General features: G+C 36.4%; 17 protein-coding genes. 11 read left to right on the forward strand and 6 right to left on the reverse strand.

Annotated elements, in window-relative coordinates; genetic code table 11:
* Nucleotides 1-62 precede the first annotated feature (62 nt).
* Together B7E07_RS10660 and B7E07_RS10665 are read left to right on the forward strand one after the other, a co-directional pair.
* A complete protein-coding gene (locus tag B7E07_RS10660; protein ID WP_080845851.1) occupies nucleotides 63-962 on the forward strand; it encodes an HD-GYP domain-containing protein in 900 nt (299 codons plus the stop codon).
* A gap of 11 nt (nucleotides 963-973) precedes the next feature.
* A complete protein-coding gene (locus B7E07_RS10665) occupies nucleotides 974-1,294 on the forward strand; it encodes an 8-amino-7-oxononanoate synthase (RefSeq protein WP_080845852.1) in 321 nt (106 codons plus the stop codon).
* A 113-nt stretch (nucleotides 1,295-1,407) separates the two neighbouring features.
* Here B7E07_RS10665 and B7E07_RS10670 read toward each other — a convergent pair whose 3' ends face one another.
* Nucleotides 1,408-1,965 (reverse strand): hypothetical protein, encoded by a 558-nt coding sequence (locus B7E07_RS10670; RefSeq protein WP_080845853.1) that lies wholly within the window; start codon nucleotides 1,963-1,965, stop codon nucleotides 1,408-1,410.
* 421 nt (nucleotides 1,966-2,386) lie between these two features.
* Between B7E07_RS10670 and B7E07_RS10675 the strand changes: the two genes are divergently transcribed.
* From B7E07_RS10675 to B7E07_RS10695, 5 genes are all read left to right on the forward strand, one after another.
* A complete protein-coding gene (locus tag B7E07_RS10675) occupies nucleotides 2,387-3,598 on the forward strand; it encodes a C40 family peptidase (RefSeq protein WP_080845854.1) in 1,212 nt (403 codons plus the stop codon).
* A 402-nt stretch (nucleotides 3,599-4,000) separates the two neighbouring features.
* Entirely contained in the window at nucleotides 4,001-4,390 is a 390-nt protein-coding gene (locus B7E07_RS10680; protein ID WP_080845855.1) for a GntR family transcriptional regulator, read from the forward strand.
* Entirely contained in the window at nucleotides 4,383-5,282 is a 900-nt protein-coding gene (locus tag B7E07_RS10685; protein ID WP_080845856.1) for an ABC transporter ATP-binding protein, read from the forward strand. Before B7E07_RS10680 ends, B7E07_RS10685 begins: the two co-directional genes overlap by 8 nt.
* Nucleotides 5,257-7,215 (forward strand): DUF6449 domain-containing protein, encoded by a 1,959-nt coding sequence (locus B7E07_RS10690; RefSeq protein ID WP_080845857.1) that lies wholly within the window; start codon nucleotides 5,257-5,259, stop codon nucleotides 7,213-7,215. The genes B7E07_RS10685 and B7E07_RS10690 overlap by 26 nt, the downstream gene beginning before the upstream one ends.
* 28 nt (nucleotides 7,216-7,243) lie before the next feature.
* Entirely contained in the window at nucleotides 7,244-7,765 is a 522-nt protein-coding gene (locus B7E07_RS10695) for an RNA polymerase sigma factor (protein WP_080845858.1), read from the forward strand.
* 108 nt (nucleotides 7,766-7,873) lie between these two features.
* Here the strand turns inward: B7E07_RS10695 and B7E07_RS10700 are convergent, their stop codons facing one another.
* Complete coding sequence (locus B7E07_RS10700) at nucleotides 7,874-8,110, reverse strand: hypothetical protein (RefSeq protein ID WP_080845859.1); 237 nt, start codon at nucleotides 8,108-8,110, stop codon at nucleotides 7,874-7,876.
* Nucleotides 8,111-8,289: 179 nt separating this feature from the next.
* Between B7E07_RS10700 and B7E07_RS10705 the strand changes: the two genes are divergently transcribed.
* Nucleotides 8,290-9,012: a class I SAM-dependent methyltransferase gene (locus B7E07_RS10705; RefSeq protein WP_080845860.1), complete on the forward strand. Its 723-nt coding sequence runs from the start codon at nucleotides 8,290-8,292 to the stop codon at nucleotides 9,010-9,012.
* Nucleotides 9,013-9,103: 91 nt separating this feature from the next.
* On the opposite strand, the gene B7E07_RS10710 is transcribed toward B7E07_RS10705, so the two are convergent.
* The gene (locus tag B7E07_RS10710) at nucleotides 9,104-9,706 is read right to left on the reverse strand and encodes a hypothetical protein (protein ID WP_080845861.1); all 603 of its coding nucleotides are present in this window, start codon (nucleotides 9,704-9,706) and stop codon (nucleotides 9,104-9,106) included.
* Nucleotides 9,707-10,299: 593 nt separating this feature from the next.
* Here B7E07_RS10710 and pssA point away from each other — a divergent pair.
* Nucleotides 10,300-10,992 (forward strand): CDP-diacylglycerol--serine O-phosphatidyltransferase, encoded by a 693-nt coding sequence (gene pssA / locus B7E07_RS10715; protein WP_080845862.1) that lies wholly within the window; start codon nucleotides 10,300-10,302, stop codon nucleotides 10,990-10,992.
* A gap of 50 nt (nucleotides 10,993-11,042) precedes the next feature.
* On the opposite strand, the gene B7E07_RS10720 is transcribed toward pssA, so the two are convergent.
* Both B7E07_RS10720 and B7E07_RS10725 read right to left on the reverse strand, forming a co-directional pair.
* Nucleotides 11,043-11,411 carry a nucleotide excision repair endonuclease gene (locus B7E07_RS10720; protein WP_080845863.1) on the reverse strand — a complete coding sequence of 123 codons (369 nt, stop codon included), beginning with the start codon at nucleotides 11,409-11,411 and terminating at the stop codon, nucleotides 11,043-11,045.
* 116 nt (nucleotides 11,412-11,527) lie between these two features.
* Nucleotides 11,528-13,570, reverse strand: a complete 2,043-nt coding sequence (locus tag B7E07_RS10725; RefSeq protein WP_080845864.1) for a molybdopterin oxidoreductase family protein — start codon at nucleotides 13,568-13,570, stop codon at nucleotides 11,528-11,530.
* 318 nt (nucleotides 13,571-13,888) lie between these two features.
* Here B7E07_RS10725 and B7E07_RS10730 point away from each other — a divergent pair, with 318 nt between their 5' ends.
* Entirely contained in the window at nucleotides 13,889-15,256 is a 1,368-nt protein-coding gene (locus tag B7E07_RS10730) for an MATE family efflux transporter (protein WP_080845865.1), read from the forward strand.
* Between the two features lie 332 nt (nucleotides 15,257-15,588).
* Here B7E07_RS10730 and B7E07_RS10735 read toward each other — a convergent pair whose 3' ends face one another.
* The gene (locus B7E07_RS10735; RefSeq protein WP_080845866.1) at nucleotides 15,589-15,804 is read right to left on the reverse strand and encodes a methionine aminopeptidase; all 216 of its coding nucleotides are present in this window, start codon (nucleotides 15,802-15,804) and stop codon (nucleotides 15,589-15,591) included.
* A 208-nt stretch (nucleotides 15,805-16,012) separates the two neighbouring features.
* Here B7E07_RS10735 and B7E07_RS10740 point away from each other — a divergent pair, with 208 nt between their 5' ends.
* Complete coding sequence (locus tag B7E07_RS10740; RefSeq protein WP_080845867.1) at nucleotides 16,013-16,771, forward strand: TerC family protein; 759 nt, start codon at nucleotides 16,013-16,015, stop codon at nucleotides 16,769-16,771.
* Nucleotides 16,772-17,139: the final 368 nt, after the last annotated feature.

The following is a 17,139-nucleotide window of genomic DNA, read 5'->3' on the forward strand; positions in this document are numbered from 1 at the left end:
TCTCGTAACATTTTAGTCCATTCAATTTAAGCAAAGCGGAAACAGAGAAAGAAGGTTTTAAAGTGGGCAAAATAAATGAGGATAGCTTCATTGAAACCGTCCACATGAAGGGTCTGCAAATATCTCTAATTGCTTCTGGAGATGGGACAGAGGTTATCTATCATAAAATGCAACCAGGAACTCGCTGGGGACTTGAACCAGCTGAAGGATGGAGTGCACTCGAATATATTCATTTATTATCAGGTAAGCTCTCTTATAAAAAGGCAAATTCAGTTTTAATACTTCAAACTGGTGATGTCTTTTATCGTTCGCCCGTAGATCAACATTATGTTTTTGAATCTGAAGGAATCACAGAATTTATATATATCACTTCTCAACCAGTTTTTCATCACTATAGTTTAATTTCAAAAGAGTTAGAAGAACTTGCCATATCTATAGAAGAAAAAGATGGCTACACTGTTGATCATTGTACTAGGATAAGTAGGTTTTCTATGAAACTGGGTGAGTTGCTTGAGCTTAATACAAAAGAGATGTTTAGGCTTAGTTTAGCTTCTTTTTTTCATGATATTGGAAAGGTAAAGGTTCCTTTAAATATTCTGCAAAAACCCGGAAAGTTAACTAGTGAAGAATGGGAATTAATGAAGAAACATACTACATTTGGAAGAGAAATATTAGAGGAAACGGGACTCCCAACTCTAGTTGATGTAGGCAAAATTGTTGAGCAGCATCATGAAAGATATGATGGACAGGGTTATCCTTTTGGTTTAAAAGATAATGATATTTCCATACAGGCTGCCATAATTTCTGTAGTAGATTCTTTTGATGCCATGACTACAGATCGAGTCTATAGAGGCCGTATGACTAAAGAGGAAGCAATTGAAGAATTAATTCGCTGTAGGGGAACTATGTACAATCCGTACATTGTTGATATTTTTATCAAAAATAAAGAACTATTCATCTAGGGAGGAAGAAAATGAAAAAAATCAGTTTAGTTTTATGTGCACTTTTGGTCAGTTTAGTATTTACTATTAAACCAGCTGAAGCTGCGTATTTACCAGAGTATGATCAGTATGTAGAAGTATCTTATGAGCAAGCTAGATTTCTAGCAGACCTTGTTGGAATGAAGGATATTCCTCTTGGAAAAGAAACAGCTGATTTATCTTTTGAGGTACAAGAAAAATTGATTGCAAAAATCGAAAAGTTAATTGGCGCAGAAATTGATCATTACTATATTTGGCTAACGGTAGACGGTGTACCAGTTTTTGGTATTGATCCACCTCATCCATTATTTTAATTAAGAAAAAGCAGGAACATTTTGTTTCAGCAAAAGAAAAACCCGGACGATAAGCAATTATTTACATCTGCTTATTATCCGGGTTTTTTATGGCTTTTAAATGCCTAATATCCTTAACTTCCCTCAACTAAATCCTTCACATAACCATCCGCATATTCTCGGTATTCATGAAACTTACCGTCTTGATCAATATAATAAATGGCAATGTCATTTACGCTTTGTTCATCATGCTGGAAACCGATATAGACTATATATTTAAGATCATCCGCCTTTAAAGCATCGACATCTACTGCATCAAAATCATGTGTGAACTCATAGTCTTCATTATTCTTAAAATCGTAGCGCCATAATAGGTTATTATCCATTGCTCCTCTTAATACTTCAGTTGGTTCACCAAATATACTTGCTAATTCATCCTTTGTTCTTTTAGGATCGGCCATTTCTTTCAATGTATCAATATCTGGATGTGAAACCTTTCCGGCAGCTGAAGAAGTTGCTGACAATACTTTTGTATTTATGGCAGATACATTTGTACGATCAGTTAAACTTTCTAAATGATTTTTAACATTTTCATCATGTGTAAAGGATAAGACATGTGCTTCTGATAATTGTATGGGGGAGAAAAATAAACTGCCTGTAAGTATGCAAATAGATAATACCCTTTTCTTCATTTTAAATAGCCCCTCCAATAATTCTTTTACATAATAGACGGTTGGAGATGGAAAAAAGTTTCACTTTTATTACAAAAAGATTACAAATGTTTCGTTTTGATATATTTCGACATGTAAGAAAGATGCCGGAGTTTAGGTGGTTTTAGCTGCTATTCATTATTCGACTAGTTTTGTATAGATTGCTAATGGATGAATAAGACCAATTATTTAAAAAGGTAGCAGAAGGTCTGTAATCCAAACTCGTATTCTGTCGTAATTAGTAATATATTTGTAATATTATTATTACACGTCTGTCAAATAGTGATGATATAATGCCCATTGTATAGAAAATCGTCATGGTTAAATTGTCATAAAAAATAAAATTTTGTCTTTATATACATAGAAAAGAAAACCGTCATTTACATAGGGAAAGCAGGGGAATATGTTGAAGAAAAAGCTAGTTGTCTTAAATACTACTATTATGCTCGGATTAGGTTCATTAGCACTGCCGTCAGTGCAGGCAGAAACAGTTGATAGCATTCAGAAACAGCGTTCTACACTACAGTCCAATCTTTCAGCAGCTGAAAAGGAACTCGCTTCTGTTCTGACAGAACTTGCTAAGTTAAATGAGCAAGTAACAAGAGTAGATCAAGCTGTAGCTGATAACAATGAGATGATGCTAAAGACAGAAGCGGACATAAAAGCTGCACAAGAGCAAGTCACAATACTTGAAGCTGAAATTGCAGTTATTCAAGAGCGTATTGACAAACGAAGTGAAATTCTTAAAGAAAGAGCTCTTGCTTTCCAGGAAAGCGGCGGAAGTAATATCGGATACATAGAAGTATTACTAGGGTCTACTAGTTTCGGTGATTTCATTGACCGAGTTGGTGCAGTAAGCAAAATTGTTGAAGCTGATCAAAGCATTATTGCAGAACATGATGCAGATAAACAGGAAATTGCTGATAAAAAAGTAATTGTGGATGAAAAGTTAGCAGATCTTAATGGGATGAAAGCTGAACTAGAAGGAATGCGTGCACAATTAGAAGAACAGAGTAAGCAGAATGAAGAGTTGAAAAATCAGCTTGAAGAGAAAAAGAAATCTGCAGAAGCTAAGAAAGCAGAATTAAATACAGAAGATCAAAAACTTGCAGAAATGCAAAGACAGATTGAAGAAAGTATGGCGCCTTCTTCTTCTTCTAACTCTTCTAACACTGCTGTTAGCAAAAATGTATCTTATTCCAGCGGATCTTCGTCTGTAAAACCAAGCGGAGACATTAGTACGGTTATTAATGCTGGATATAAATATATTGGGAATTCAGTATATGTATTTGGTGGCGGAAGAAACGCATATGATGTAGCAAACGGCCGTTTTGACTGCTCTGGATTTGTTTCATGGGCTTTTGCACAAGCAGGAATTAGCGTAGGAGCAAGTACTGATTCACTTAAGAACACAGGTACTCGTGTACCCACAAGCCAAATGCAGCCTGGTGATCTAGTATTCTTTAATACTTACAAAACGGACGGACATGTAGGGATTTATCTGGGTGGCGGCAAATTCATTGGTTCTCAAAGCAGCACAGGTGTTGCGATTGCAAACATGAATAGTGGCTATTGGGCAAACACATTCAACGGTCGTGTTATGCGAGTACGATAAGTGAAATGAAAACCTGATTACATATAAGTAGTCGGGTTTTTCTATTACTAAAATACCCGTTTCATAGATATCTAATCCTATTTTCGGTGAAAAAGTGGATAACAGTATTTTGACCTATAGGAAACCTGATTCATAGCAGATATTTTCATTTATATCTGACGAATGGATCAGGTCTTTTTTGTGCTTAGAAAACAGTCATGCTGAATGGATCAGTGTAACTAATCCTAGTTCATCGCCTTGCAGGCTTGCTAATGTGCGAATTTTTTAAATAGTAGCTGTACAGACAACACACAGAAAAATTTTGAAAAATTCTCTTTCCATTAGCAGGATATTATAATATAATCAATCTGTATTAACTGTATTATGTTTCGTAGTACACTACATACAGTTGGGAGGGTACATATGTTTGAGCTTGATGTGAGAAGCCGTAAACCAATATATGAACAATTAGTTGAGCGGCTGAAGGAGCTGATTATATCTGAGATATTAAAAACTGACGAGCAGCTTCCTTCCGTACGCACACTCGCTCAGCAGTTAACCATCAATCCTAACACCATTCAAAAAGCTTATCGAGAGCTGGAGACACAAGGTTATATTTACTCTATAAAAGGAAGAGGCAGCTTTGTCAGCCCTCCAAGCTTACATATACAATCTGAAAAGCTGGAAAAAGTAAAGAATGACTTAAATAAACTTATGTCTGAGGCACTTTATTTAGGAATGAGTGCTGTTGATTTAATAAACATGATTCACAATATCGAAATCGCGTCCAAAGGGGGGCTCGAAGATGATTAAAATAAGTAATGTCCGGAAAGAATTTCAAGAAATTGAAGCAATTGAAAATGTAAGCATTCATGTCAATAAAGGATCAATCTACGGGCTTCTCGGTTCGAACGGTGCAGGTAAAACAACTCTATTAAAAATGATCGCAGGCATATATGAACAAAACGAAGGTACCATATTAATAGATGGAAGAGCCGTGTTTGAAAATCCTTCTTTAAAACAGGAAATGATTATCATACAGGACACACCATTTTTTATACCGCAATATACATTAAAACAAATGGGGAAGGTTTATCGCTCTTTTTATCCAAACTGGTCTCAAGAAAAATTCATGCAGCTTGCGGCAGACTTTCAGTTGGACATTACAAAAAAGATCCATAAGTTTTCAAAGGGAATTCAGCGCCAAGCTGCATTTGTATTGGCTTTATCTGCTCAGCCGAGTGTCTTGATCTTAGATGAGCCAATGGATGGGCTTGATCCAGTGATGAGGAAAAAAGTAAAAAGTCTTATTTTTGAAGATGTTGCGGACAGAGAATTAAGTGTATTGATCTCATCTCACAATCTAAAGGAAGTTGAAGATATATGTGATCATGTTGGGATTCTGCACAAAGGAAAAATGATTTTGGAAAGAGATTTGGATGATCTAAAATCAGATACTCATAAAATTCAATTGGCTTTCAAAGAAAATATACCAAATCAATTAATCTCGTCTCTAAATATCGTTCATCAGGAAAAGCGCGGAAGCATTCTCATTTGTATTGTAAAAGGGATAGAAAATGAGCTTGTACATGCAGTTCAAGCGTACCATCCAGTTATTTTTGATATTTTGCCATTGACACTGGAAGAAATATTTCTTTATGAAATGGAGGATGCTGGTTATGCAGTACAAAACATCCTTGATTAATAAAGAACTTCAAAAACTGATATTTAGAAGTGTTGGTTGGATTTCCATTCTGCAGTTTGCGGGATTGTTTTTTGCTCTTCCGCTGCAATTATTGGCGCTAACAGAAGAGGAACGCCAATATCTTTTTATAGACAATTTATTTTCTTTGCAATTAGGTGTACAAATTGTTTTTACAATGGGAATTCCTGTGCTTATGGCCATCTTTTTATTCCGATTTCTGCATGTCCGGCAGTATAGTGATTATATACACAGTTTGCCAATTACGAGGAAATCACTTTTTCATCAATATACGTTAACTGGTATTTTGTACTTAACATTGCCGTTAGTGCTAATAACATTGATCATTTTAGTGATATATCAACCATTTAGACTGGATGAGCTATTCTCCTTTACGGATGTTATGACTTGGTTTTTGATTATGCTTTTATTTCATATTTTGTTTTTTTTAATGGGTGTCTTTATTGGAACCATTTCTGGTATATCGGCTGTACAGGGAGCATTAACATATATTGGGCTATTATTGCCTTTGGGCATGCTTATGTTAATAACGATAAATCTATCTTATTTCCTTACTGGTTTTTCGGCAGATTATATATTAGATACCAAGCTGGAAAGCTTTTCACCTCTTGTTCTTTTTTCGCAGATAAGCTATATAGAAGTTAATCCATTTGAGTTAATTCTATATTGTTTAGCAGCAGTTTGTTTATATGTTTTAGCATTATATTCTTATAAACATAGACCTATTGAAGCTGTTTCTCATGCATTGGTTTTTCCTTTTTTAAAACCAGTTTTCAAATACGGCGTAACCTTTTGCATGATGCTGCTAAGCGGCTTATATTTTGGTGAAATACAGGAAATGACCTCATGGTTGGTAGCTGGATATATACTAGGAGCTATTGTCGGATATTTAATTGCAGAGATGGTGCTTCAGAAATCCTGGCGAATTACTTTTCATGTCAAAGGTCTTGCAATCTTTACGATCATCATGGTGGCTGCAGCTATTTTATTTAAGCTGGACCTTACTCAATTTGAGAAAAAGATCCCTCAAATAGAAGAAATACAAGGTGTCCACTTAAGTGAGAGCTACTTTTTTTATCAAGATTCCATTGCAAATGAAATCCCAGTTTTCTTAAAGCAAGCAGATAATATATCAGCTGTTCGGGAGCTCCATGAAAGCATTTTAGAGAAAAATGAATATACCGGTATTGGGAATGAACCTACAGTATTTATGACCTATTTATTGAAAAGTGGAGAAAAGGTTGTTCGGAGCTATCAAGTTGATTTAGAGCAATATGAAGCCTATTTTAAGAAAATAGAAGAATCGCAGGAGTATAAAACGACGACAAATACGATTTTTCATGTAGATCCTGAACATATAAGTGAGCTTATAATAACTGCAAATGGAACACTGTCAAAAAGAACAATTATTGATGATAAAAAAGAAATGCAAGAAGCGATCGCAGCACTTAAAAGGGATATTGAATCGGCAAGTTATGAAAATATGACTTCAAATAAAGAACCTCTTGCTTATCTTGAAGTGCAGATGAAAAATAGTGACAATGCCATTTATATGTCATGGCAGAGTTATGATCAGCATTTTCATGACTGGCTGCAAAAGCAAGGCTTGCTCGAACAGTCCAGAATTATGGTCAGTGATATTCAATATGTTTATGTTCTGAAAAAAGAAATGATTTCAGATGAATTGAGATACAGCTATAGTTATCAAGAGATTTTTGAAGAAATGAGTCAGCATGACCATGTACTAAAGTTGAAAAATAAAGAGGATATTGAAACACTTTTAGACAATGCTTCTTATTCCCCTCAAAATGACTATATCATTTGTTATGTATATTCTGAAGGTGAGTATGATGTCAAAGAATTATCAGGCAAGGATGCACCAGCAAGCGTTGTTCATTACTTCGAAAACAAATGAAAGTGAAAGATAGAGGGGAGGCAGCAGAATGTCAAAGCAGCTTGAAATGAGGGAAATTTGTGAAATGCATCAAAAGAGAATGTTTCAAATTGCCTACGGTGTCACTAGAGACTATTATCTTGCTCAGGATGTTGTTCAGGAGGCGCTAATTAAAGCTTATCATCATTTGGAGTCTGTTGCCGACCGCAGCAAGCTTGGTGCATGGCTCGCTTCTATAACGACGAGAACGGCCATTGACTTTTTGCGGAAAGAAAAGAAGACACGAGAAAAAGTTGACGGGTATACAGAATTAGATAAAGTATATGCAGTCATGACGCAGAATGTTGAAAAAGAAGCTGAAGCCAACGAATTACAAGCAAAAATTTATCAGTATCTTAATACACTCTCACCTGAGCAAAAGCAATTGTTTCTTCTGAAAATTAAAGATGGACTAAAAGAAAGAGAAATAGCAGAGATATTAGAAATGAACCCGAATACAGTTAAAACAAAGCTTTATCGGATGCGTAAACAATTAAAGGAATTGATCGCTGAACAGGATACAGCTTCATAAACATTCATAAGAAAATCAATAGTGATTTTGACTACTAACGCAGGAAATCCCACAAGAGGATATTCCTGCGTTTTTGCTATGAATAAGATTAAAAGATAACGATAAATTTTACCAGAAAAACGGAAGGAATGCGATTGCAGCAATTGCTCCAAGAGCCAGTCCAGATCCGAAACCACCCCAGCCCCAGCCGTAGCCGAAGCCGCCATAATTACGGCCGCCTAAAGGTCTAAGGAATACTCGATTGGGAGAAACTCGGTCAATTATGCCGCGATGAACGGCACCATCACTCATTCTGATTTGCACAGGTCTTCCAATTCCTCTTCTGCATGTGTCATAATGACCCATAAATACACCTCCACGCTCATTTTTCCATTACAAGATTAGGTTATGTCCAAACTGAAAAAATGGTTAGGTTGTTGACAGGGTGCAAGAGCGGAAGTTTTTTTAGGCTTTAAACTTATAGTCAAAAACCTTCTGTATTCATACAATACAGCAGATTACTAACTAAGAAGGGAAGTGGACAGGTGACCTACTCGTATCATGATATGCTAGCCGCTTTTAAGGTTGGTCATGCCCATCCAGGAGGCAGGAGGCTTACTGAAAAACTATTAAATAGCTTGCCGATTTCAACATCTGCAAAAGTGCTTGACGCTGGCTGTGGGATTGGAGAAACCACAGTGTATTTGGCTAGCAAATATCATTGCCAAGTATTTGCATTAGAACATAATAAACAAATGGCGGAACTAGCACAGCAAAGCTTTCATCTTCATTCGGTTTCAATTGAGCTTGAACGGGGAAATGTGGAGAATATGCCATATGATTGTGAAGTCTTTGACTTTATCTTGGCAGAATCTGTTACGGCCTTTACAAATGTGAAGCAAACCTTATCAGAATATGCACGCGTATTAAAATCTGATGGTGTGTTATTGCTAAACGAAATGACAGTCGAAGACGAACTATTAGATATAGAAACAGAAGAACTAACACAGTTTTACGGGATGAACAGCTTATTAACCGAAAGTGATTGGAAAGAAGCTTTTATAGAGGCCGGTTTCAATACAGTAGAAATGATAGAGGGGAAGACCATTTTGCAGGAGCTCGAAACGTACATTCCCGCAGAGGAAGACATGAGTCCTCCTAATATCACTTTAAATGAAGAATTGGAGAGGATAATGGCGATCCATCAAGAGCTTACCCTGCAGTTTGCCGATGTGTTAGGTTATCGCGTTTTTAAGGTGACTAAATAAATGAATTGCTTTAAGAGGTAATAGTGCATGAAAAGAAACTTGGATCATATATATAGAATTGATATGTAAGGCATAGGGAAATGGAGAAAAATTAAATACTCCAAATTTTTCTCCATAATATTCCGAACCAATCATGTTCATCTTCCTGTTCAACACGGTAATGATGTTCAGAAAGGTTTATAAAATCTGACATTTTCCCTTGGAAAACGAGCTGAAACGGGTTACTATTTTGTAAATCATGGGGGGTTACAAAACATGCTGGTTTTTGAAGATCGACCACATTCCCCTCTGAGAGAACGGTTGACACAAACTGTGAACAGAAAAAAGCATGAGTTCTGTTAATTTTTTTATGGAAGGGCAAGGCGAAAACTCCTAACAAATTATAACGATATCGATGCTTTTCCAACTCGATAGTAGTGATAAATTCCTGCATTTTTTGGTATTGATCCTCAGTAACATGGCATGAATAAATCGCACATGATGCGTTTTGCAATAATCCTTTATAGACACTTTCCTTAACGAATCCCCCGATAAAAGGGTTTCTTTGTCTTTTTCTCCCAAAACTGTAGACTTGCAAAAATTGTGGGTCAAAGGAAAGAGAAGCATGATTATACGGTTTTCGTGTATACATTTTTATTAATCTAGTAAATAAAGTTCCAGTATCTGTTAAAATCAAATAGATTTTACGTTCCATGAGAATATCTCCTTTATAGGCAGTTAATCTTCTGTCTTTTTTCCAGCTTGCTACTAATATAGATAAAATGATTATGTAAAAAGATGATTAATCGTATAAAAACGAATATAATATTCTTACCTGATACGAACAGTCTAACAGTCATACAATTTGTATAAAAGGAACCGGAGATTTAAACTCAACTAAGACTAGAGACTTATTTGATATAGAAGTACTATTGTATGTAAGACGATTGAAGTACATGATTTGTTTCATTTTTTTTAAAATTTTACAAAAAATTAATTTAGATAACTGCTGCCTGGCAAGGCAGTAAGACGAATAATCAGGTATGGTTGCATGTATATATTCTGAATAGGTATATATAAACATTTAATCTATCCTTTATGAGAATAAGAAGGGTAAATGTACCTGGATCTGTTTTACCTATTTGTATTCAATGAACATTTTCAAAGAAAGAACGATGTCAGTAAAATTATTACGATAAAAATGGTATAATAATTGCAGGAAAAAGTTGCTGAGTGAAAAAGAAATTTTTTGTAAATAATATAGGGTATTGCATTTATATGTACTTGAAGGGAGTTCGTTGATACAGAGTGAGATTTATTAAAATGATCCCGAATATGATGACACTCGGGAATTTATATTGCGGATTTTTATCGATCGGATTTGCAGCATATGGACAATACAACAATGCCGCGATTTTAATTATTATTGGAATGATGCTTGATAGTATGGATGGTCGTGCTGCCCGTATGTTAAAAGCAGATAGTACTTTAGGCAAAGAGCTGGACTCTCTTGCAGATATCGTGACATTTGGGGTAGCACCTTCATTTTTAGTTTATTATACATATTTCTCTCAATTTGGAATGCTTGGCATGGCGATTTCAGGGTTATTCCCTTTATTTGGTGCATTCAGGCTTGCCCGATTCAATATTAGTACGAGTAAAGCAAGTATGCACTACTTTATTGGTGTGCCAATCACAGCAGCTGGCGGGATTCTTGCCATCCTTACCTTGTTTGGCCATCACCTTCCTAATATTGTAACAACAGTTGTTTTCACAGCACTTTGCTTTTTGATGGTTAGCCGTATCCGTATTCCAAGCTTTAAAGAAATTCCGCTACCGAAGTATGGAACAATTGTTACGATTTTTCTTGGATGCTTGCTGTTTGTTTTATATAAAGGGACCTATAATACGTATCCATATTTAATTTACATAGCAACTCCACTTTATATTGCTTATATAGCATATATGTTTAAAAAAGGAAAAGAGAAAAAAGAAGAGTAATGAAAGTGCCTTGCATGACGTGTATGCAAGGCACTTTTATAAGTGGTTATTTACTTATAAAATACTTTTTCAATGTTGTACTTAGCCTCTAAAGAATTGATAATATAGGTTTCGTAAATTTCACGCTCCATTGCATCATCAACAATGATAATGGCAATCTTATAGACATCATCACGATACTTTTTAATAGGAGAAACATTATCCTCAAAATGCTTTTTTACACGCTGTCTTAATTTGCGTGCCTTTCCTACAAACATTAACTTTTCATGAGCATCCAAAAATAAAATAAGGCCGCCTTTATCTCTTGGAATTTTATGATAATCAACAAATCCGTAGTCGTTGCTGATAACAGACGATGATTGATCAGGCTGCTTTTTTGTAATTACTAGATTCGGTTCTGGAATTTCAATTTTTATCATATTTATCACTTCCTATTCTGCTGTAAATAGTACCATAAAACGAAAAGAAATAAAAATCTCAGAAAAAATAATCTACTTGCATATTAGAGTACAATGCAAGTAGATATGAATTTTAATCAACTAATTTTACTTACATTTACACGTCCAGAGAAAAAGGTTGCTCCGTCTCCTATATCGGAGAGACGGTCAGGCGTTAATGCATTGACGAGCTGAATTTTGCCATCTTGATCTGACCATAATCCTTGTGTAACAGCAACACCTGGAAGAACATTATCTCCAACTGCGGCTCTAAGTTCACATATTCCCCTGTCATTCCAAACTTTGACCATTTCTCCATCATCAATAAAAAGTCTGCTGGCATCGGCACTATTTAAGTGAACTTTTGGCTCTTTTTCAAGCTTTTGATGTTTATCATTGTTTGAGAATGTACTGTTCAAAAAATTATGATTTGGTCCTGGAATAAACATGAACTCATAATCACCATCAGGCTGAATAGGAACAAAAATCGGCAATGGGTCATACCCGTCTTGAATCATCGTTTCTGAATAAAGCTCAATTTTGCCGCTGGCTGTCGGCAGGTTCTCTAATAACGAATGGCTCATGTCAGCCTTCATATATTGATTTTCTTTTAAAACGCCTAATGTTATATGGCTGGTGTAAGGGTTTTGTTCATTATCTAGAGAAGCTTGAATCAGTTCTTCGTCCGTCACTGTAAAAGCCTCATCTGAGATTCCCATTTCGGCAGCCAGCAGCCTGAAAACCTCAGTATTTGATTTTGCTTCACCAAACGGTTCAATAACCGGCTGCTGCAGCTGGACATAGTGATGCCAATAGGATGCATAGAAATCAGTGTTCTCATAAGACGAAGTTGCGGGCAAAACAATATCTGCCATCTTCGCTGTTTCCGTTAAAAACAGATCATGAACAACTAAAAATAAATCATCACGGAGCAGGCCTTGTCGCACCTTATTTGCACTTGGTGCCACAACAGCAGGATTGCTGTTATATACAAACATGGATCGCACAGGATCTTCGGTTTGAAGCAGGGCATCACCGATTTGGTTCATATTAATGACACGGGTTTCTTTGTTTGCCAGTAAGTCCGGTCGCTGTAGCTGATCTTCATTGTGAGCCAGGAACCCGGAATTAGATTTGATGGCTCCTCCGCCCTTTTTTGCCCAATGTCCGGTGACAGCAGGCAGACAGGAAATGGCTCTAGTCGCCATTCCTCCATTATCATGATGCTGAAGACCGTTTCCAATTCGTATAAAAGCGGAAGGAGAAGTAGCATACATAGTGGCCAGCTCATGTAGATCTTCTACTGATACCCCGGTAATCGCAGCTGTTTGTTCGGGAGTAAATGATTTTACATGCTCTCTCAGCTCTTTATGACCAACTGTATGTTCCTGCATAAAGGCTTCGTCAACTAGATTATTGTTGAAGAGAATATGCATTAAACCAAGTGCAAGCATGCCGTCGGTACCTGGCTTGATAGGAATAAACCAATCCGCAAGCCTGCCAGTCTGGTTTTTATGCACATCGATGACAACTATTTTAGCTCCATTTTTTCTCGCTTTCTGAGCAAGCATAACCTGGTGCATATTCGTGCTGACTGCATTTATTCCCCAGAAGATGATGAGTTTAGAGTGAATGGTATCCTCGGGATCTACGCCGATATTTCCCCCCATCGTATACGAATACCCTTTTGTACCGGCAGATTGGCAGATTTTTCGGTCAAGCTGAGAAGCGCCTAATTTATTGAAAAATCGCCGATCCATTCCTTCTGATGTAATGAGACCCATATTTCCATAAAAGCTATACGGCAAAATACTTTCAGTACCATGTTCCTGGATTAGCTTTTTCCAGCGGGATGTTATTTCTGCGATCGCTTCTTCCCATGAAATACGCACAAATTTGCCTTCACCTTTATCTCCAATTCGCTTAAGCGGATATTGCAAGCGATTTTCATCGTATAACCTGCTTGTCATATGTCTTACTTTATTGCAGATGCTTCCCTGTGTTACAGGGTGATTAGGGTCTCCTTCGATTTTAGTGATTTTTCCGTCTTCCTTATGAATAAGAAGCCCGCACTGATCAGGGCAATCAAGAGAGCAAACAGATGGAAAGACTCCGTTTTTTTGATCTATATAAGATGTCATAAAAATAAACTCCTTTATTGAATGGCAGACTGTTAGTTGAAAATGATAAAAGGATCAGAAGGATAAGTAAATGTAAAAAACGATAAAGATTCAGTAAAAAACAGTCTATCGTAACTTTATAATTTATAAATTATTACTATCATAAGATAGTTTATTTCAACCCGCAATAAGAACGTATTGGCTATTGATGTTTTTCTTTAAGGATAAGGTATAAATCTGTGTAAAAACGTTTCTGCTGCTATTGCCAAAAAAGAATATAATATAAGATAATAAAGGGTGTTTCGGATTCCTAAATAAGCAACAAGTAAGGAGTATACTATGCATCAAACGAATACAACTTTAGAAAAAATAAAGCAAATCACCATTCTTTTACTTCCAATCTTAATTACTCAGCTTGGAATGTTCTCGATGGTATTTTTTAATACGATCATGTCAGGGAAGTATCATTCAAGTGATCTTGCAGGAGTTGCGATCGGCACGTCTATCTGGAATCCAATCTTTACAGGTTTAAGCGGAATATTAATTGCTGTCAGCCCGCTTGCTGCACAAAAATTCGGTGAGAAAAAAACAGAAGATGTTGCCTCTATTGTTAAGAATGGGATACATTTAGCCATTGTGATTGCTATCATCGTCCTGTCAGCTGGATATTTATTTTTAGATGAGTTATTGCTTTTTATGAGTTTAGAGCAGCATGTTCATCATACTGCCTATCATTACTTAATTGGTCTTAGTTTTGGCATCCTTCCACTATTTCTCTTTAATGTATTGCGTTCCTTTATATATGCCTTAGGGAAAACAAGAATCATTATGGTGATTTTATTAATGGCACTTCCAATCAACTTAGTACTAAACTATGTGCTAATTTTTGGCGCATTTGGGTTTCCGGAACTCGGAGGAGCGGGAGGAGGGTATGCAACTGCGGTTACTTATTGGTGTATCCTTGCTATGACTTTGCTTGTCATAATCAAACAAGAACCGTTTTCTCGGTTTAAGATAATGAACAATTTGCGCGGTTTTGATCCAAAAGGAAGTGCAGAAATTTTAAAAATAGGTGTGCCGATGGGATTATCGACTTTTTTCGAAACAAGTATGTTTGCCGCTGTAACGATCTTAATCAGTAAATTCAGTATTACTACTATAGCATCCTATCAAACTGCCTTAAATATTGTCTCCTTTTTATATATGATTCCAATTAGTGTATCAATGGCGCTGACAGTGTTAGTAGGCTTTGAAGTGGGAGCCAAACGCTATAATGATGCAAGAATTTACAGCTGGCTGGGCATAAGCATGGCCATGCTCGTTGCTCTTTTTACGGGATTATTGGTTGTACTGTTCAGGGAACAGGTGGCAGGGTTTTATTCGAATGAACCAGCAGTTATTTCATTAACTGGAAGCTTTTTAATTTATGCGCTGTTTTTCCAGGTTTCAGATGCTCTGCAGGTTACCGCACTGGCTGCTTTACGAGGGTACAAAGATGTAAATATAGCATTTGTAATCACCTTGATTGCTTATTGGGGTGTTTGTCTTCCTCTTGGTTATTTTTTATCCCACTATACAGAGATGGGGGCAACAGGTTATTGGATTGGCCTAACTGCGGGGCTATTGGCTGCAGGAATTGCTCTGATGGGAAGGTTGCTGCTGATTCAAAAGCGCCTTAAGATGGGGATCAGACAAAGCCATGCCTAGATAGAATGCTGTGATATCTTAACGTAACAGGTAGTATTGATAGAAATAGCAAACAACGATCTTGGCTGAACTAAGTAAGAGTACTTCCGTGCAGCTTTATATATGAAGTTGCAATAAAAGAAGCTGAGAAGATATTTATCCTAACATTAAAGCCAAACGAGGGATTAATATTTATTTGAAATGAAGCGGAGGACACTCGGCTCATAGTGAAATAGAGGAAAGGGGGAGACCCCTCGGAATGCGAGTGTCCGCAGCGCAATGTAAAGGACTTGTTGCAGCTAAAGGAATGCTATTATATTCGTTTTTACAATAGTGATTAAAGTTTTGACTAATTATATTTCGCCAGATTGTCCCCATTCTTCATATAAACCAGTTCCGTTGCAGCCATGGCAATTTAGAGATTCACTATTATACAAATACATGCTTGCTGGAAAAATAAGAAATCCTCGGCCATTGCAATCAGGGCATTTATTTTCTTCTTTCATTTTAGACATGTGATCTTCATATTTTGCGTTTTTCCAATTTTGAAAGGAACCAAACAATCCCATTGCTATTCACCTCGCATTTTTCCTTATTTTGTATAAGAAACTTTTATTTTATACATTATATTAAAGGTCAGGCGAATTGGTTTATGCTCATAAGGAGAGAAACAAAATTTTTATTATGCAATTTCAAAAAAACAGGAGTATAATAACCCATTAATAGCTATAAAAAGCTAGAGTGTAGACAAATTAACTTAAAAAAGGAGTCTTTGTAATGGAGATTTTGCAGCAGTTATTGGACACATATGCCTCGTTTTTTGATTGGAACATGTGGGGAGAAGTTTTAAGTGACCCTGTTTCATGGGGGTACATTGGCACACTGGTTGTACTTGAAGGCCTTTTATCTGCAGATAACGCTCTTGTCCTGGCTGTAATGGTTCGGCCGCTGCCTAAAGATCAGCAAAAGAAAGCATTAACATATGGACTTATCGGTGCATATTTTTTTCGTTTTTTATTTATCGGGTTAGGGATGCTGCTTATTAAGTTCTGGTGGATTAAAGCGCTTGGTGCAGCATATTTAGCGTGGATTGTTGTGAAACACTTTTGGCTGGGAGAAAATGAAGAGGAAGTTACAGAGAAAAAGAACAAAGGCTGGCTGACCAAAACCTTTGGCGTTTTTTGGGCTACCGTCATTTCGGTAGAATTATTAGATTTAGCTTTTTCTGTTGATAGTATTTTAGCTGCCTTTGCTGTTTCTGAAGAGGTTTGGATATTATTGATCGGCGGTATGCTTGGCATTTTAATGATGAGAACAGTTGCAAAAGGATTTTTGTACTTAATTGAAAGAGTCCCTGAACTTGAAAATACTGCATTTATTCTTATTGGAATTATAGCAGCCAAAATGCTTCTGAGCGTTTTCGGAATTGAAATTAGTCATATGGTATTCTTTTCAATCATTATATTAGCCTTCTTATGTACATTTGTTGTTCATTTCTTAAATAATAGACATAATCATCATGATAAAACGATTTAAATATAGATAGTTATATCACTTATAAGATAGTAAAGGCATCCTGTGATGGTAGATGAGACAAAATTAAATTAACATTTCTAAAACACGAATATTCAATATTATGGTTTGGATATTTAAACATGCCCGTTACATTGCGCTGCGGACCCTCGCTTTCCGTGGGGAGGAAGCTGAGCCTCCTCGGAGCAAAGCTCCTGCGGGGTCTCACCTTTTCCTCTATTGCCCACAGGAGTCGAGGGTCCTCCGCTCCATTTCACTCATTAAAGAGATATAATTTAAAATAACAAATAATAATAAGCCGAATGATTAGAAAGAACATTTTCTGATCATTCGGTTTTTTTAGTCTTGTTAAATATTTATGCCTATTCTCT

The sequence above is a fragment of the Cytobacillus gottheilii genome (assembly GCF_900166665.1).
In the GTDB taxonomy this organism is placed as follows: Bacteria; Bacillota; Bacilli; order Bacillales; family Cytobacillaceae; genus Cytobacillus; species Cytobacillus gottheilii_A.

What these genes read in the sequence shown, in the direction of transcription:
- B7E07_RS10665 (WP_080845852.1), top strand. Translation starts at nt 974, where the DNA reads ATGAAAAAAATCAGTTTAGTTTTATGTGCACTTTTGGTCAGTTTAGTA.
- B7E07_RS10670 (WP_080845853.1), bottom strand. Translation starts at nt 1,965, where the DNA reads ATGAAGAAAAGGGTATTATCTATTTGCATACTTACAGGCAGTTTATTT.
- B7E07_RS10675 (WP_080845854.1), top strand. Translation starts at nt 2,387, where the DNA reads ATGTTGAAGAAAAAGCTAGTTGTCTTAAATACTACTATTATGCTCGGA.
- B7E07_RS10680 (WP_080845855.1), top strand. Translation starts at nt 4,001, where the DNA reads ATGTTTGAGCTTGATGTGAGAAGCCGTAAACCAATATATGAACAATTA.
- B7E07_RS10685 (WP_080845856.1), top strand. Translation starts at nt 4,383, where the DNA reads ATGATTAAAATAAGTAATGTCCGGAAAGAATTTCAAGAAATTGAAGCA.
- B7E07_RS10690 (WP_080845857.1), top strand. Translation starts at nt 5,257, where the DNA reads ATGCAGTACAAAACATCCTTGATTAATAAAGAACTTCAAAAACTGATA.
- B7E07_RS10695 (WP_080845858.1), top strand. Translation starts at nt 7,244, where the DNA reads ATGTCAAAGCAGCTTGAAATGAGGGAAATTTGTGAAATGCATCAAAAG.
- B7E07_RS10700 (WP_080845859.1), bottom strand. Translation starts at nt 8,110, where the DNA reads ATGGGTCATTATGACACATGCAGAAGAGGAATTGGAAGACCTGTGCAA.
- B7E07_RS10710 (WP_080845861.1), bottom strand. Translation starts at nt 9,706, where the DNA reads ATGGAACGTAAAATCTATTTGATTTTAACAGATACTGGAACTTTATTT.
- B7E07_RS10720 (WP_080845863.1), bottom strand. Translation starts at nt 11,411, where the DNA reads ATGATAAAAATTGAAATTCCAGAACCGAATCTAGTAATTACAAAAAAG.
- B7E07_RS10725 (WP_080845864.1), bottom strand. Translation starts at nt 13,570, where the DNA reads ATGACATCTTATATAGATCAAAAAAACGGAGTCTTTCCATCTGTTTGC.
- B7E07_RS10730 (WP_080845865.1), top strand. Translation starts at nt 13,889, where the DNA reads ATGCATCAAACGAATACAACTTTAGAAAAAATAAAGCAAATCACCATT.
- B7E07_RS10735 (WP_080845866.1), bottom strand. Translation starts at nt 15,804, where the DNA reads ATGGGATTGTTTGGTTCCTTTCAAAATTGGAAAAACGCAAAATATGAA.
- B7E07_RS10740 (WP_080845867.1), top strand. Translation starts at nt 16,013, where the DNA reads ATGGAGATTTTGCAGCAGTTATTGGACACATATGCCTCGTTTTTTGAT.